A 13,747-nucleotide genomic window follows, 5' to 3' on the forward strand; every position below is an offset into this window, starting at 1 on the left:
GTCACGGCTGTCACCGACGGGGTGTGCAATACGCACGAGTCACCAAGCGGGGCCCCGCACGCACCGGGGGGCGAGCGGCGGGCACGGCGCTGTGCGGCCCGTTCGCGGGCCGCACAGCGGTTGCGGGCTGTCGTCGGCGGTGTCAGCAGCCGTCGTCGTACCCTCCGTACCCTCCGCCCCAGTCGTCATCGTCGTCGTACCAGCCGTGGTTGTAGCCGTGGTCGTCGTCCCAGCCGCCGCCACCGTGGGTGACGTAGGTGACGGAGTGGGTCGGCATCGCTGCCGAGGCCGTTCCCGCCGCGCCGAGCGCGGCGCCACCGGCCATCAGGACGCCGATCGCGGAGACCGCGAAGAGCCGCTTCACTCTCAGTGCTTGCATGATCTCGAAACCCTTCTCGTGGGGGTGCCTCGAATGCGGCACGAAGCGCTCTGCCTCCTCTCGGGGAGATGTAACGGAGGATTGCCCGTGGTTGATGAATGTGTTGAGTGCGTGTCCGCCGTCAACGCGGCTCGTCGAGCCGCGGACCTTCAGGGCTGGAACGCGTTTCTCACGCCGTGCGTGCTACCGCAGGCAGAGGGCGGTGTACGCGGTTCCCGCGGTTTACGACCGCCTTATATGCATACTAGTCACCCTTTTGCGACTCGTCACCTCGGGAGTTCCCCGCCCGCACCGGCCGCCTTCTACGGGCGCGGCAGGCTGCCGCCGGCCCGCCCGCGCCCGGCCAGGGCGAGCCGGGCCGGGCGCCCACCCGCGACGGGCGCACCCTCTTCCACCAGCGGCTCCCGGGACCGGGCGCGGCCGCCGCCGCCCCCGCCGTGGTGTACGACCGCAGCGGCCTCGGCAGGAGCGCCCCCGACACCGCCTCGCGCCGCCGCGGCCGTCTCGCGTCCGACCTGAACGACCTGACCTCCTGGTCGGGCACAGCGGGGGCGGGCCGGTGGTGCGCGTGGCCGCCGCCGCCCGCCCCGAACGGGTCGCCGCCGTCGTGCTGGTGGACCCGCAGCCCGTCCAGGAAGGACACCGCCTCGTCGCGACCGCGCACGGCGAAGGCGTGCCCGTCCGTGGGGTGCTCGGCCGCGCCCGGCGCATCGCCCCGGACTGCGCAGGACGCGGACCGACCCGATCCGGATCACCTCCGGCGGCCGCTTCTCATGGGTCCGGGTCGTCGGGCGTCGCGGAAGGCGGGCGTGACGCCGGTGTCGACCGGGACCAGGGTGTCCCCGGTGCGGTGCGCGGGGGAGTCGGCGACGTCGGGGCGGCCGTGTGCGAAGTCCAGCTCCTGCCCGAGGACCAGCACGGTCGCCCCGTCGATCCCGATCAGATCACCGGGCGGGGCCATCGATTCCTCCCGCGATCTCGCCGGTGCGGATCCGCGCGTCAGCGGGCGAGGTGCCACCACTGGTCGTCGTAGGCGTCGCCGCAGGACGCCTGGACCGCGGGGCGGGAGGGCTGCGCGCCCTGCACCACCAGGCACTTGGCGTTGCCGCTGCCGCGCAGCATGGAGTGTCCCGCCCTGCCGCCCTCGCCCCACAGCAGCTCCCAGTGCTGTCCGTCCCGTCCGGCGGCGCAGGCGAACTGGCGGGCGGGGGCGAAGTTCCCCGGGTCCGTCAGGGTCAGGCACCGGCCGCTGAGGCCGTCGCGCAGGGTGCGCGGGGCGCCGTCCTCCTGCCCGCCCAGGGTCCAGGTCCGGTCCGGGGCGCCGGAACAGGTGTCCTGCACCGGTACGAGGCCGTCCCCGGCCCCGGGGACCCGCAGGCACATCCCGCTGCCGTCGTTGACCAGCCGCCCGGTGAGCGGAGACGGATCCGTCCGGCCCGGGCCCGGCGCGACCGCGTCCGGGGTCCTCGGGGCCGCGCCCTCCGCGGGGCGGCCCGGGTCGCCGCCCATCCGGACGGCGATCACGACGGCCACGCACACCAGCGCGACCGCGCAGGCCGTGAGGACGCGCGTGCGGTGCTCGTGGAGGTTGACCTGGAGGTTCCCGCTGCCGTGCTGCACCCCGGCCGGGGCATGGAAGGCGTCCCCGTCGCGGCGGCCGCCCCGCTGCGGGCCGTCGGGCGGGTCCTCGGCGCCGGCGGGCCCGGTTCCGCTCACGGGCGGGAGTCGAACCGGTTCAGCTGGACGCTGTCGTTCCCGGACTGGACCGCCGCCGGGCCGTGGAACACGTTCCCCGTGATGCCCCCGGCGGCCGGTCGCGCGGACCGGGCGGTCTCCTCCAGCAGGGCGCGGATTCCGGCCGCGAGCGAGGCCCGCTCGTCCGCGTCCAGCGCGCCCAGCAGGTCCTCGGTCCGGGGCCGCCACGCCGTACGGATCCTCGTGCGCTCCTCGTCCCCGCCGCCCTGCGGGCCGCTCCCGTCCGGCCCGGCGGCCGCCGCCAGCTCGGCCGCGGAAAGGTCCAGGCGTTGCAACTGGGCTGATTCCTCACGTGCGTCACCGCGCCCGAACAGCCGGGCCAGGCCGCTGCGGAACGCCAGCCACCCGTCCGTTCCCGCGGCCTGCAGTACGCCCGAACCCACCGCCGTCGCCAGCGCGACCGTCGCTTCGTCCCACACGGGGCTCCCCCTTCGCCGTTCCGCCACCGTAGCCCCGCCCACCGCGGCCGCGACAGCCGTACGCCCGCCGGATCCAGCCGATTCCGGCTGCTCCCGGGTCGTGCCGCCGCCCGGCCCGTCGTCACACTCCGTATCCGAAATGATGCGAAAAGTAGCCGCTCGTGCCAGCGTGTTGGTGGGGAGTCCGCGAGGATTTCCGTACCCACGTCGAAGGAGCAGCCGTCATGGGCGGTAAGCAGGACAGGCGCCAGGAGCCGGACCAGGGCCGCGAGGAGCAGGGGCGCCAGCGGCCCGGCGACCCGGCGCGCCCGACGCCGGGCAAGCCGGGCCCGGCCCGGGAGCAGGCGTCCGGGCAGGCCCGGACGGCGCCGCCGCACGGCCGCGACGAGGACCTGCTGCGTGCGGAGGACCTGCACGACGAGCGGCTCTGACCGCGGTCGGATCCGCTCGTCCGAGGTTCCCGGAGCCCGGCGGGGGCGCACGCCCCCGCCGGGCTCCGGCACGCTCAGCGCGTCGGCGCCGCGGGGCCGGCGGGGCCGAACCACCGGGCCAGGGTGGCGGTGAGACCGGCGCCGCCGGCCCAGCAGACGTATCCGTCCGGGCGGACCAGTACCGCCTCGGCGTCGATCGCGCCGGCTTCCGCCCGGGCACGCACCCGGGTGACCCGGTCGCTCCAGGAGGCCGCCCCGTCGAGGGGGGCGTCGGCGAGGTCGAGCAGGACCGCGCGCCCGGTGCGCGTCAGTTCGCTGAACCGGACCTTCTCGCCGTCGCCGACGACGAGGTCGAGGTCGGGCATCCGCAGGCCGAGCAGCGGGTGGGCCGCGGCGTCGGGTGAGGGCAGGCGGAGGTCGAGCCCGGACATGATGCCCGCCAGGTACCGGTTGGCGTCGGGCAGCCTGATCAGATCGGTGAGCACGTCGCGCAGTTCGCCCAGTCCGCCGTCGCGCTGCGGCCCCATGACCACGCCCTGCGCCCGGGTGAGGGCGAGCACCCGCGCGGCGACCGGATGCCGCTCCGTCTGGTAGGTGTCCAGCAGCGCTTCGCCCGCCTCGCCGCGCAGGACCGCGGCGAGCTTCCAGCCGAGGTTGAACGCGTCCTGGACGCCCAGGTTGAGCCCCTGGCCGCCGGCCGGTGAATGGATGTGCGCGGAGTCTCCGGCGAAGAAGACCCGGCCGTGGCGGTAGTGCTCCAGCTGGCGGCTGGCGTCGCTGAACCGGGAGGAGTAGCGGATCTCGGCGACGTCCAGGCTCCCGCCGTGGGTGGCGTGCAGCACGTCGCGGACCTCGTCGGCCGTCACCGGCGCGTCGCGCTCCGCCGACAGGGTCCGCGGTCCGCTGAAGATGAGCTTGTGGAGCCCGTTCGCCAGGGGCGTGATCATCACGAAGTGGCCCTGTGGCGAGGTGTGGATGCGCGAGCTGATGTGCCCGGTGGAGCTGTCGTCGACGTCACCGGTGAGCACCAGGTCGGCGGTGGCCATGCGGGCGCGGGCGGCCTGCCCCGGGAAGGCGGCTCCGGTCAGCTTGCGCACGCTGCTGTGGGCGCCGTCGCACGCCACGAGGAAGCGGCCCCGGACGGACCGCTCGGTGCCCCCGGGGCCGGTCACGGTCGCCGTGACGCCGTCGGCGTCCTGGCGCAGACCGGTCAGCCGGTGCTCCCTGAGGACCCGGCCGCCGAGCGCGGTGAGCCGCTCCTCCAGGACGGCCTCCAGCTGGTCCTGCGGCAGCAGGACGGGCTGCGGATAGCGGGTGTCCCAGGCCGCGAAGTCCAGGGGGACGGGCAGTCCCGCGAAGTGGCCGCCGAGCAGCTGGTAGTCGATCGACCGGCCGAGCGCGTCGTCCAGCAGTCCGCGCAGCGCGAGCATCTCGGCGGTCCGGGGCTGGATGGCCCCGGCGCGGGACTGGAGGTTGCGGCCGGGCAGCCGGTCCAGCACGACGGCCGGTACGCCGGCCAGCGCGAGCTCGGTGGCGAGCGTCAGTCCGGCGCCGCCGGCCCCGACGACGATGACCTCAGTGACCTGCGTGTTCATGGGTCCTCCCAGGAAGATTCCTTCACCTGGGCGATAACTATACCCGGTGCAAGTTTCCCCTCGGTACCCCCATTGCTATCGTGGCCGCATGACTGAACGACCCGGCCTGCGGGAACGCAAGAAGCAGCGCACCCGGCAGGCGATCTGCGACACGGCGCTGCGGCTGTTCCTCAGCCGCGGCTTCGACGAGGTGTCGATCGTGGAGATCGCGGAGGCCGCCGAGATCTCCAAGCGCACCCTCTTCACCTACTTCCCGACCAAGGAAGACCTGGTCCTGGAACGGTTCGCCGATCACGAGGACGAATCCGCCCGCGTGGTGCGCGCCCGCCCCGCGGGCACGTCCCCCCTGGCGGCCCTGCACGCGCACGAACTCGACGGCCTGGCCCGCCGGGACCCGGTCACCGGACTCACCTCCGACCCGGAGGCCCTGGCCTTCGCCCGGCTGCTCGCCACGACGCCGAGCCTCGGCGACCGGCTGCTCCGCTACGCCGGGCGCAGCACGGACGCCCTCGCCGCGGCCCTGGAGGAGGCGGGCGCGGACGGGCTCACCGCACGGCTCGCGGCGGCCCAGATCATCACCGTCCAGCGCACGCTCGCCCGGCACAACGGCGCCGAGGTGCAGGCGGGCCGCCCGGCCGACGAGGTCTACCCGGAGGCGGTCGCCGCCACCGACCGCGCCTTCCGGCTCCTCGGCACGGGCCTGGCCGACGCCCTCACCGCCTGAGCGGCCCGCCCGCCCCGCCCTCACGGCCGCCCGCACCTGCACGCGTACACCCGCGACCGGGGTCCGCGCGGCCGTCCGGCTCTGCCCGCGGGGGCACCCCTGCGCCCTCCACCGGGGATCTCGCGCCGGCCCGGGAACGGAGAGCGGCGCCACGGCGTCCTTCCGGGCAATCGGAGATGCGCCGGCCCGGGCCCTGCCCGCGGGCCGGCCGGAGGGCGGAGCCGTGCGGCGTGGACGTGGAGCGGGGTGGGTGGCCCTCGCGGTGGGATTGCCGCTGGGCCTGGCGGGGATCGTCGTCGGGGTGGTGTTCGCGGCCACCGACGTCTGGGAGCCCAGCCCCCTGCACCGGGCGGTGGACGACTACCTCGACACGGTGGGGCTCGGCGGCCCCGCCCCGGCCGCCGGGCCCGGCGGCGCCTGTCCGGCCGGACAGCGCGATCCCGCCGCCACCCTGCACGGCCTCGCGGCGACCTTCGAGCACCACATCGTGTCCTCCACCGAGAGCGGCGGGCAGGCCCAGGTCAACGTGGAGCTCACCCCGCGCGAGGGCGACCGCATCGAAGTCGTCCTGGAACTGAGCCGGAGCGGAGAGCGCTGGGACGTGTGCGCGGCCTCCACCGGCCACGTCTGGATCGACCCGGACTGACCCCGCCCAGGGGCCTCAGTCCAGCGCCTGTTCCACCACGCTGGTGCCGCTGCCCTCACGGGACTCCCACGTCCAGGTCTCCTCCATGCGCAGCCGCCCGTCGGGCAGTTCGCGCACCAGGGAGACGCAGTGTCCCGAGGCGGTCGTCCCGTCGAGGCGCAGCTGCACGTAACGGAAGTCGACGGTGTCGCCCGCCCGGGTGCCGACCAGATGACCCCTGACCACGTCGCCGCCGCGGTACTCGGCCCAGACCGTGCCGTCCTGCTCGTGGTAGGCGAACCGGGTCCGGCGGCCGACCTGGCCGGGCGCCTGGTCGGCGACGGGCACGAAGACGAGGCCGTCCAGGGAACGCGTCGCGGCTGACTCCCCGGCGGCCGGGCGCTCCGGCGTCCGCGTCACTGCCCCACCCGCCCGTCGACGCACTCGCGCAACAGGTCGGCGTGCCCGCAGTGCCGGGCGTACTCGTCGATCCGGTGCACCATCAGCTCGCGGACCGCGATCCCGTCCTCGCCCACGCGCTCGCCCAGGTCCGGATGCCCGGCCAGCGCGGCGTCGGTGGCGGCCTGCTCCCGCTCCAGATCGGCGTACGCGGCCTCGACCAGGGCCCGTTCGGCGACCGCCCCGTGGAAGTCGGCGCCCCCGGACCCGTACAGCTTCGCCAACGGGGCCGTGTCGCCGATCCAGTTGCGCCAGTCCCGTTCCACCTCGGCGAGGTGGCGCAGCAGTCCCAGCAGGGACATCGTCGACGGCGGTACCGAACGGCGGGCCAGCTGCTCCGCGTCCAGACCCTCGCACTTCATCAGCAGGGTCGTGCGGTAGCCCGTCAGGAAGTCGTCCAGCGTGGCGCGTTCGCCCTCCGGGCCGGGGGCACCGGATTCGCGCGGATCGTCGTCCGGGTCCACCCACATGTCGGGGTACGCGGTGGCCTGGGTCCATCGTGCGGGTCGCTCGCTCATGGCCCCATGCTCGTCGCCGCGCGACGGGGGCGCCAACGAGTATCCGCCCCCGGGCCGTCGGCGTGAGGCGGCCGGGGACGGGTAGCCGGGGGAGAACTGTTCCCTGAAGACGGGAGGAACCCGTGCTCTTCCTCGTAGGCGCACTGCTCGTCCTGGGCGTCGTCCTCGGAGCCGTGGCCCACGTGCCGGTGCCGGTCAGCGTGGCCGGCGGCTTCGCGATCGCCCTGTGGCTGGTGCTCTTCGCCGCGCGCGAACGGCTGTCCCGCCACCGCGCCGGCCGGAGCCGGGAGGGGCTGCGATGACCGTGCGCACCGCCGTGAAGCGCCCGGCCCGCACCCGTACGCGCGTCCGGGACGCCGACACGATGGCGGTCACCGCCTTCGTCCTCGGCCTCGTCGGCCTGCTGGTGATGAACCTGCTGCTCGGACCGATCGCCGTGGTCCTGGGCGTCCTCGCGCTGTGGCGGAACACCGCCAGGCCCGGCCGCGCCCGGCTCGGCATCGTCCTGGGCGCGGCCGACCTCGTGGTCCTCGCCTGCCTCGTCACCGCCGACGGCACCTGGTCGTGGGGCCTGACCTGAGCCCCGCCGCGGTCGCCCCCTCAGCCGTTGGAGACCTCACCGGTCCGGGCGACCTTGCCGACCGCGCCGACCACCTCGTGCACGGCGACGTCCGGCCGGTTCACCACCTTGTCGGCGACGCCGGCCGAACCCGCGAGCGGCTTCGCCAGGGGGTCCGGGCCGTCCGCGACGGCCGCGGGGGCGGAGGCGAGAGCGGCGGCACCGGCCGCGAGGGCGAGGGCGAGCGTCGTCATCTTCGTGATCGTCATGCGCTGACCAACGAAGGGACCCCGCCCCGGTCACCCCGGTTCCGGGACCGCCGCCGGACGGCGGCCCGCTGCCGGACCGGCGTCCGGCGGCGGGCCGGTCACAGGCCCGTCAGCAGCTCCTCCAGCGGCGCCGGGACCCGGCCGGGTTCGAGGGCCTCCACCAGCAGACGGCCGTAGCGGATCTTGCGGCCCTTCTGCGTGCCCAGGAAGCGGCGCAGCTGCTCCCGGCGGGGCCGGCCGTGCTGTGCGGGCTGCCGCTGGAAGGTCTGCCAGGCACGCGCGTCCCCCTCGGTCCCGACGACCTCCTCGGCCCGCGCCGTGCCCAGCGCGCGGATGAGCTCGTCCTCCAGGTCCGCCACGCACACGTGGAACCCGCCGGGCGGGGCCCCCGCCCGGCGCAGCCCGCGGTCGTAGAAGGGCCGTTCGCGCGCGTCGCACAGTCCCCCCAGGCGCAGGCCGAGACCCGGCGGCCCGAGCAGGGCGGCGTAGCGGGCGATGCTCATCGCCCCGCCCATCGCCACGGCGCACACGCCCTCGGCGGCCAGGTCCCGGCCGCCGAGGGCCGCCAGCGCCTCGACGGCCGCGAGATCGCTCGGCCCTTCCAGCAGCACCGCGGTCCGCAGCCCCAGCCCCGCGGCCAACTCGCGGGCCCGCGCGCCGGCCGCACCACCGGGCCCCGCGGTCCCGTCGGCCGCCCAGCGGCCGACCGCGTCCCGGAATCCGCTCATGTCCCCCATGGCGCGATTCTGCCCGCCGGCGGCCCGCCGCCGCACGCGATATCCGGGGGCTCACTCCTGCCGCAGGCTCGTCACCAGCTCGCGCGGCAGCCCGTGCGTGTCGTGGAGGTAGCGGAAGTCCTCCTCGTCGAGCCGTCCCCGGAACCGGGGCCGGGCGAGCACGTGCCGGCCCTGCTCCAGCAGCCGCCGGAACCGCCGTTCCTCGTCCAGCAGCATCCGCAGCACCTCGCCCGGCGGCACGTCCTGGCGGAAGCGGGCCAGCGTGTGGCCGACCGGCTCCGGCGGCAGGTCCCCGAGACTGCGGGAGGGGTCGTCGCGCCAGAGCACGGTGAGCACCCGGCGCACCAGGCGCCGCAGCACGTAGCCCCGCCCGGTGTTGGCGGGGCGCACCCCGTCGCCGAGCACCACGACGGCCGAGCGCAGGTGGTCGCAGACCAGCCGGAGCGAGTGTCCCTCAAGGGGCCACAGGGGCGGCAGGAGACGGACCCACGGCTCGAACACGTCGGCTTCGAACACCGACGGCTCGCCCTGGAGCAGGGCGGCCAGCCGCTCCAGGCCCAGGCCGGTGTCGACGTTGCGCCGGGGAAGGGGCACGAGGGTGCCGTCGCCGAGGCGGCGGTGACTCATCGTCACGTGGTTCCACACCTCCACCCACCGCTCGTCGCGCGTGGGCGTCGAGCGGGGCGGGCCGTCACCGCTCCACAGGAAGATCTCCGAGTCCGGTCCGCACGGTCCGACGGGCCCGTTGGACCACCAGTTGTCCTCCTCGGTGGCCTCGACCGGGACGCCGAGTTCCTGCCACAGGCGGACGGAAGCGGTGTCCGGCGGGGTGCGGCCGTCCCCGGCGTGGACGGTGGCGTGCAGCAGAGCGGGATCGATCCCCAGCCCCTCGGTGAGCAGCCCGTAGCCCCACGAGAGGCTGCGCGGGCCGTCGTAATCACCCAGCGACCAGGTGCCGAGCATCTCGAACACGGTCAGGTGGGTGGCGTCGCCGACCTCCTCCAGGTCCGTGGTGCGCAGGCAGCGCTGCCGGCCCACGAGCCGTCGGCCCAGCGGATGGGGGCGGCCCTCCAGGTACGGGGTCAGCGGGTGCATGCCGGAGGTGGTGAACAGCACGGGATCGCCGGGCGGCGGGAGCAGGGTCGAGCCGCCGATGCGGTGGTGGCCGCGCTCCTCGTAGTACTCGGTGAACGTGCGGACCAGGTCCTCGGTCTTCATGGGACGGCTCCTTCGCGGTACGGCGGGGGAGGCGCCGGAGAACGGGACCGCGGGATCGTCCGGCCGGGGGCGAAGCCGCCACGGCACTGCCGACGGACCGTTTCCGGTCGCCGGGGGAGGGAACGTCAGGCGGCGGCAACCGGCGAGCTGGTCGCTCGCGCGGTCGCGGTGCTGCGGTGGCCGTTGACGTTCATGCGGACGACCATAACGCGGCCGCACCGCCCGGGGCATCCGCATTTCCCCGCCACCGGGCCGTGGCGCGCGCCACGCCCTGACGGGGGAGCCGCGGACCGCCGCCCCCGGGAAGGGCGTGCACCGGGCCGGAAACCCGTTTGCCCGCACCCCGCGGCGCCGGTGATGATCCGCAGGTCCGCCCCCCCCCGATCACCGGAGACACATGACCACCGAACTGTCCAAGGCCCGGGAACTCTTCGAAGCGGGCGACCCGCAGGGGTCGATGCGGATCCTGCGGTCCGCCGCCGAAGAGCTCGCCTCCGCCGAGATCGCACCGCTCGTGGCCGAGCTGGCCCGCGGCGCCGGTTTCACGGACCTCTCCGAGGCCTCGACAGCGCTGGCGGCCCGGCCGGGGGAGGCCGCGCGGCTCTACGCGTACGGCTACGCCTGCGTCGAGCGCGGCCTGCCCGCCCTGGCCGTCCCCGCGCTGCGGGAGGCCCTCGGCCTGACCCTGGCGCCGTCCGCCGCCCCGGAACGCAAGGGCCTGTTCCGCCGCAAGTCCACGCCGCGCTCCGACGCCCGGCTCACCCCCCGGCGGGTGCTTCTGGAACTGGTCACCTCGCTGGAGCGGGTCGAGCGGCACACCGAGGCGCTGGAACTGCTGCGCGGACACGACGCACTGCTCGCCGACTGGCCGGACCGCTACCTGACGGTCTACAACGCCCTGATGAGCGGCCGGACGGACACCGCGCGCGAGGTCTTCGACGCCCTCTCGGCCCCCGAGGGGATGTGGACGGGGCCCGGCCGGCGCGTCGGGCGGATGCTGGAGCGCGCCGCGGCCGTGCCGCCGACGGGCCCTCGGGACCTGCGCGGCTGGCACTACGTGCTGACCGGCGGCCTGCTGACCACCCTCTCGCCGCACGGCTTCGACCAGGGCATGAACGGCCGCTGGGGCTACCTCCAGGACGACTTCGACTCCTGCCGGCACGGCCTGGAGCGGCTGCGCAAGGCCCTGGCGGCGGCCGGCCGCGAGCCCGCGTCCATCGGCCTGCTGCCGGACCGCGGCAGCCGGGCGCTCGGCCTGGCCGCGGCCCGGCTGTTCGGCGTCCCGGCCGCGCCCTACCGTCCCGGCACCCCGGACGTGCTGGTGGTCGCGTACGACCTGACCGGATGCGATCCCGAAGCGGTGGCCGCGCTGACCGAACGGGCGGCGGGCGAACTGCTCTTCGAACACGCCACCTGCTGGACCGCGCCGCCCGCCGCGACGGCCGACGTCTCCACCCTGCTCGTGCAGAGCGTGGTCGCCCCCTGGGAGCCCGGCCTGCGGTGGTCCGCGGACGGCACCGTGGGAGAGGCGGAGCCCGACGGGCGCACGGCCGAGGAACTCGCCGAGGCGCTCCTCGCGGCCGACCCGGCCGCGCCGGAGGGCGACGGGCAGACGCCGGCCGACCCGGACGGGGCGCTCGCCGCCTTCGCCGCGCGGGCGGCCGAACGGTGGGCGGAGGGGCCCCGGGACCGGGTCAACTCCGCGGGCCCCGTGCCCAGCGGGCGCTTCGGCTGACCCGGTGAACCAGGGCCGGTCCACGGTCCGGCGGCGGCGAGGGGCGAGGATGGTGTCATGGCTGACACCTTCGTTTCCCGCACCATCGACGTGACGACCGGGGACCGGGAGACCGTCCACGACCTGACGGCCGCCTGCGCCGCCTTCCTGGGGGAGGTGGCGCGGGGCCGCAGCGGACTGCTCAACCTCTTCACCCCGCACGCCACGGCGGGCCTCGCCGTCATCGAGACGGGCGCGGGCAGCGACGCGGACCTGCTGACCGCCCTCCGGTCGCTGCTGCCCGCCGACGACCGCTGGCAGCACCGGCACGGCTCCCCCGGGCACGGACGCGACCACGTACTGCCCGCGATCGTCCCGCCCCACGCGACGCTCCCCGTCGTCGACGGGGTGCTGGAGCTGGGCACCTGGCAGTCCGTCACCCTGGTGGACACCAACCGCGACAACCCGCGCCGCCAGGTCCGGCTGTCCTTCCTGGCCGGCTGACGGGCGCGCTCAGCGCAGGACCGGGATCACATCACGCGTCTCGTCCGCCTCGAAGCCCGTGGCCCGGCGGGCGGCCGATCCCGGGGGAGTCTCGTCCGCGCAGACGGTGCCGCGCGCGGGCAGCGCCAGCGTGGCCAGATAGGCGTTCACGAGAGCGCTGACGCACGCGCTCCGGTTGTAGCCGGTGTGTCCTTCGGCCCGGAAGGTGAGCAGCCGCCCGCCCTCCAGCGTCCCGGCGAGGGCCACGGCGTCCTGGTACGGGGTGTCCGGGTCGCCGGTCGTGCCGATGACCAGGATCGGGGCGGAACCGGCCGCCCGGTAGGAGCCCTCGAAGCGGCTCGGCCGGTCCGCCCGCCACTGGACGCAGGTGGGTGCGTGGTTGTGGTCGTAGGTGGGCGGGCCGAGCCCGATGGCGGGCCCCAGCAACGGCGCCGCGGCGACGTGCGCGCCGACCAGCGCGCCCAGCAGCGGCCGGCCGGGCGGGTAGACGCGGTCGGCGCACTCGACGGCCATGTTGACGTTGAGGAAGTCGAAGGAGGCGGGTGACGGCGGCGACAGCAGCCACGAGGCCTGGTGCGCCTGGGCCGCCCGCAGGCCTTCGCCGAGGTAGGGCCAGACCTCCTGGCCCGAATTGATGTTGAACATGAGGCGGTACGCGAGGGTGTACCCGGTGGCGGGGCGCCCGCTCGCGGTGATCACCGGGTCGGCGTCCAGCGAGCGCTTGAGCTCCTCGAAGGCCTGCCGCGGCCTGCCCCCGCCGAACCCGCAGGCGGCGGGCTCGCGCGCGCACCAGTCCAGGAAGCGGCCGACCGCCGAGTCCAGGGCGGCGAACTGCCCGGCGTCGTAGGCGTACGGCACGTCGGAGTAGCGCCGCGGATCGTAGGCGCCGTCCAGGACCATGGCCCGTACGCGCCGGGGGAACTGGGCGGCGTACACGGTGCCGACGTAGCTGCCGAAGGAGCGCCCGTAGAAGGTGAGGGTCTCCTCGCCCAGGGCCCGGCGCAGCAGGTCGATGTCCTTGGCGTTGGAGCCGGTGCCGATGAACGGGACGAGGTCGGCGGAGCGCTCGGCGCAGGCGGTGGCGAAGTCGAGGCCCTGCCGGATCGCGGTGTGCAGGGCGCCGGGGCCGGGCACGCCGCGCGCGGAGTCCACGGCGGCGGCGTACTCCTGATCGTTCCAGCACTCCACCTGCCCGCTGCGTCGCACGCCGCGCATGTCGTACCCGACGACGTCGAAGCCGTCGCGCAGGGAGGCGGGGAGCGCCTCGTAGCTGTCACGGGCGAAGTCCACGCCGGAGTTGCCGGGCCCGCCGGGGTGCAGCAGCAGGACGCCGGTGCGGTGGGAGGGGTCGGCCGCGGGCTTGCGGGTGACGGCGAGCGGGAGCGTGGGCCCGGCCGGCCGTCGGTAGTCCAGCGGCACCAGGGCGGTCGCGCACTCGAATCCGTCCCCCTGGTCGTCCGGGCAGGGGCCCCACGACAGCACGGGCACGGGCGGGGCGGCCGGAGCCGTCGCCGCGGTCCCGGTCGGCGCGGCCCCGAGGAGCGCGGTGACCGCGATCAGGACGAGGGCCGTCCCCCATGCCACTCGCTTGCGCGGTTCATCGGGCGAACGGGTCTGCATGCGGAGCACACTCCCTCGGTGACGGTCCGGCAGGGCGGCGCGCGAGGAGCACGAGGACGGGGAACGCGCGGGCGCCCCCGCTCGGCCGCGCGGCACGCACAGGTTCGCACCGGTGGACCCGGCCGGGAAGACGGCGGGCCGCGCGAGATCCGAAGGGGCGGCTTCCGTAGCCCGTCCGCGGCGCCGTCCGTGGCAGGCCCGCCCGGGCACGTTCCCGGGCA

Annotated in this window: 18 protein-coding genes; 7 read left to right on the forward strand and 11 right to left on the reverse strand. The window is 75.6% G+C overall.

Going from position 1 to position 13,747, the window contains the following annotated elements:
• Nucleotides 1-142 precede the first annotated feature (142 nt).
• The 4 genes from ACGFXC_RS04650 to ACGFXC_RS04665 all read right to left on the reverse strand — a co-directional run bounded on the left by ACGFXC_RS04650 (nt 143) and on the right by ACGFXC_RS04665 (nt 2,553).
• Nucleotides 143-379 (reverse strand): hypothetical protein, encoded by a 237-nt coding sequence (locus tag ACGFXC_RS04650; RefSeq protein WP_393709397.1) that lies wholly within the window; start codon nt 377-379, stop codon nt 143-145.
• Nucleotides 380-1,130: 751 nt separating this feature from the next.
• Nucleotides 1,131-1,340: a hypothetical protein gene (locus ACGFXC_RS04655; RefSeq protein ID WP_393709399.1), complete on the reverse strand. Its 210-nt coding sequence runs from the start codon at nt 1,338-1,340 to the stop codon at nt 1,131-1,133.
• Nucleotides 1,341-1,378: 38 nt separating this feature from the next.
• Nucleotides 1,379-2,095, reverse strand: coding sequence for an RICIN domain-containing protein (locus tag ACGFXC_RS04660; protein WP_393709400.1), 717 nt, complete (start codon nt 2,093-2,095; stop codon nt 1,379-1,381).
• A complete protein-coding gene (locus ACGFXC_RS04665) occupies nt 2,092-2,553 on the reverse strand; it encodes a hypothetical protein (RefSeq protein WP_393709402.1) in 462 nt (153 codons plus the stop codon). The genes ACGFXC_RS04660 and ACGFXC_RS04665 overlap by 4 nt, the downstream gene beginning before the upstream one ends.
• A gap of 224 nt (nt 2,554-2,777) precedes the next feature.
• Between ACGFXC_RS04665 and ACGFXC_RS04670 the strand changes: the two genes are divergently transcribed.
• Nucleotides 2,778-2,984 (forward strand): hypothetical protein, encoded by a 207-nt coding sequence (locus tag ACGFXC_RS04670; protein WP_393709404.1) that lies wholly within the window; start codon nt 2,778-2,780, stop codon nt 2,982-2,984.
• 74 nt (nt 2,985-3,058) lie between these two features.
• On the opposite strand, the gene ACGFXC_RS04675 is transcribed toward ACGFXC_RS04670, so the two are convergent.
• On the reverse strand, nt 3,059-4,579 hold the full coding sequence (locus ACGFXC_RS04675) for an FAD-dependent monooxygenase (protein WP_393709406.1): 1,521 nt from the start codon (nt 4,577-4,579) through the stop codon (nt 3,059-3,061).
• Nucleotides 4,580-4,667: 88 nt separating this feature from the next.
• Between ACGFXC_RS04675 and ACGFXC_RS04680 the strand changes: the two genes are divergently transcribed.
• Both ACGFXC_RS04680 and ACGFXC_RS04685 read left to right on the forward strand, forming a co-directional pair.
• On the forward strand, nt 4,668-5,303 hold the full coding sequence (locus ACGFXC_RS04680) for a TetR family transcriptional regulator (protein WP_393709408.1): 636 nt from the start codon (nt 4,668-4,670) through the stop codon (nt 5,301-5,303).
• A 250-nt stretch (nt 5,304-5,553) separates the two neighbouring features.
• Complete coding sequence (locus ACGFXC_RS04685) at nt 5,554-5,949, forward strand: hypothetical protein (RefSeq protein ID WP_393709409.1); 396 nt, start codon at nt 5,554-5,556, stop codon at nt 5,947-5,949.
• 15 nt (nt 5,950-5,964) lie between these two features.
• Here ACGFXC_RS04685 and ACGFXC_RS04690 read toward each other — a convergent pair whose 3' ends face one another.
• A complete protein-coding gene (locus tag ACGFXC_RS04690) occupies nt 5,965-6,348 on the reverse strand; it encodes a hypothetical protein (RefSeq protein WP_393709411.1) in 384 nt (127 codons plus the stop codon).
• The gene (locus tag ACGFXC_RS04695) at nt 6,345-6,905 is read right to left on the reverse strand and encodes a DinB family protein (RefSeq protein WP_393709413.1); all 561 of its coding nucleotides are present in this window, start codon (nt 6,903-6,905) and stop codon (nt 6,345-6,347) included. The genes ACGFXC_RS04690 and ACGFXC_RS04695 overlap by 4 nt, the downstream gene beginning before the upstream one ends.
• A gap of 122 nt (nt 6,906-7,027) precedes the next feature.
• Between ACGFXC_RS04695 and ACGFXC_RS04700 the strand changes: the two genes are divergently transcribed.
• Together ACGFXC_RS04700 and ACGFXC_RS04705 are read left to right on the forward strand one after the other, a co-directional pair.
• Nucleotides 7,028-7,207: a hypothetical protein gene (locus tag ACGFXC_RS04700; RefSeq protein ID WP_393709415.1), complete on the forward strand. Its 180-nt coding sequence runs from the start codon at nt 7,028-7,030 to the stop codon at nt 7,205-7,207.
• The gene (locus ACGFXC_RS04705; protein WP_393709416.1) at nt 7,204-7,485 is read left to right on the forward strand and encodes a DUF4190 domain-containing protein; all 282 of its coding nucleotides are present in this window, start codon (nt 7,204-7,206) and stop codon (nt 7,483-7,485) included. The genes ACGFXC_RS04700 and ACGFXC_RS04705 overlap by 4 nt, the downstream gene beginning before the upstream one ends.
• A 20-nt stretch (nt 7,486-7,505) precedes the next feature.
• Here ACGFXC_RS04705 and ACGFXC_RS04710 read toward each other — a convergent pair whose 3' ends face one another.
• From ACGFXC_RS04710 to ACGFXC_RS04720, 3 genes are all read right to left on the reverse strand, one after another.
• The gene (locus tag ACGFXC_RS04710; protein WP_393709418.1) at nt 7,506-7,733 is read right to left on the reverse strand and encodes a hypothetical protein; all 228 of its coding nucleotides are present in this window, start codon (nt 7,731-7,733) and stop codon (nt 7,506-7,508) included.
• Nucleotides 7,734-7,831: 98 nt separating this feature from the next.
• On the reverse strand, nt 7,832-8,470 hold the full coding sequence (locus tag ACGFXC_RS04715; RefSeq protein ID WP_393709420.1) for a TOPRIM nucleotidyl transferase/hydrolase domain-containing protein: 639 nt from the start codon (nt 8,468-8,470) through the stop codon (nt 7,832-7,834).
• 51 nt (nt 8,471-8,521) lie between these two features.
• Nucleotides 8,522-9,688, reverse strand: coding sequence for an alanine--tRNA ligase-related protein (locus ACGFXC_RS04720; protein ID WP_393709421.1), 1,167 nt, complete (start codon nt 9,686-9,688; stop codon nt 8,522-8,524).
• 397 nt (nt 9,689-10,085) lie between these two features.
• Here ACGFXC_RS04720 and ACGFXC_RS04725 point away from each other — a divergent pair, with 397 nt between their 5' ends.
• Both ACGFXC_RS04725 and ACGFXC_RS04730 read left to right on the forward strand, forming a co-directional pair.
• Nucleotides 10,086-11,423, forward strand: a complete 1,338-nt coding sequence (locus ACGFXC_RS04725) for a hypothetical protein (protein ID WP_393709422.1) — start codon at nt 10,086-10,088, stop codon at nt 11,421-11,423.
• Between the two features lie 57 nt (nt 11,424-11,480).
• Entirely contained in the window at nt 11,481-11,906 is a 426-nt protein-coding gene (locus tag ACGFXC_RS04730) for a YjbQ family protein (protein WP_393709423.1), read from the forward strand.
• Between the two features lie 9 nt (nt 11,907-11,915).
• Here ACGFXC_RS04730 and ACGFXC_RS04735 read toward each other — a convergent pair whose 3' ends face one another.
• Nucleotides 11,916-13,526 (reverse strand): alpha/beta hydrolase, encoded by a 1,611-nt coding sequence (locus tag ACGFXC_RS04735; protein ID WP_393709425.1) that lies wholly within the window; start codon nt 13,524-13,526, stop codon nt 11,916-11,918.
• Nucleotides 13,527-13,747: the final 221 nt, after the last annotated feature.

It is taken from the genome of Streptomyces sp. NPDC048507 (assembly GCF_043199995.1).
Classification (GTDB): Bacteria; Actinomycetota; Actinomycetes; order Streptomycetales; family Streptomycetaceae; genus Streptomyces.

What these genes read in the sequence shown, in the direction of transcription:
- ACGFXC_RS04650 (WP_393709397.1), bottom strand. Translation starts at nt 379, where the DNA reads ATGCAAGCACTGAGAGTGAAGCGGCTCTTCGCGGTCTCCGCGATCGGC.
- ACGFXC_RS04655 (WP_393709399.1), bottom strand. Translation starts at nt 1,340, where the DNA reads ATGGCCCCGCCCGGTGATCTGATCGGGATCGACGGGGCGACCGTGCTG.
- ACGFXC_RS04670 (WP_393709404.1), top strand. Translation starts at nt 2,778, where the DNA reads ATGGGCGGTAAGCAGGACAGGCGCCAGGAGCCGGACCAGGGCCGCGAG.
- ACGFXC_RS04675 (WP_393709406.1), bottom strand. Translation starts at nt 4,579, where the DNA reads ATGAACACGCAGGTCACTGAGGTCATCGTCGTCGGGGCCGGCGGCGCC.
- ACGFXC_RS04680 (WP_393709408.1), top strand. Translation starts at nt 4,668, where the DNA reads ATGACTGAACGACCCGGCCTGCGGGAACGCAAGAAGCAGCGCACCCGG.
- ACGFXC_RS04695 (WP_393709413.1), bottom strand. Translation starts at nt 6,905, where the DNA reads ATGAGCGAGCGACCCGCACGATGGACCCAGGCCACCGCGTACCCCGAC.
- ACGFXC_RS04705 (WP_393709416.1), top strand. Translation starts at nt 7,204, where the DNA reads ATGACCGTGCGCACCGCCGTGAAGCGCCCGGCCCGCACCCGTACGCGC.
- ACGFXC_RS04710 (WP_393709418.1), bottom strand. Translation starts at nt 7,733, where the DNA reads ATGACGATCACGAAGATGACGACGCTCGCCCTCGCCCTCGCGGCCGGT.
- ACGFXC_RS04715 (WP_393709420.1), bottom strand. Translation starts at nt 8,470, where the DNA reads ATGGGGGACATGAGCGGATTCCGGGACGCGGTCGGCCGCTGGGCGGCC.
- ACGFXC_RS04720 (WP_393709421.1), bottom strand. Translation starts at nt 9,688, where the DNA reads ATGAAGACCGAGGACCTGGTCCGCACGTTCACCGAGTACTACGAGGAG.
- ACGFXC_RS04725 (WP_393709422.1), top strand. Translation starts at nt 10,086, where the DNA reads ATGACCACCGAACTGTCCAAGGCCCGGGAACTCTTCGAAGCGGGCGAC.
- ACGFXC_RS04730 (WP_393709423.1), top strand. Translation starts at nt 11,481, where the DNA reads ATGGCTGACACCTTCGTTTCCCGCACCATCGACGTGACGACCGGGGAC.
- ACGFXC_RS04735 (WP_393709425.1), bottom strand. Translation starts at nt 13,526, where the DNA reads ATGCAGACCCGTTCGCCCGATGAACCGCGCAAGCGAGTGGCATGGGGG.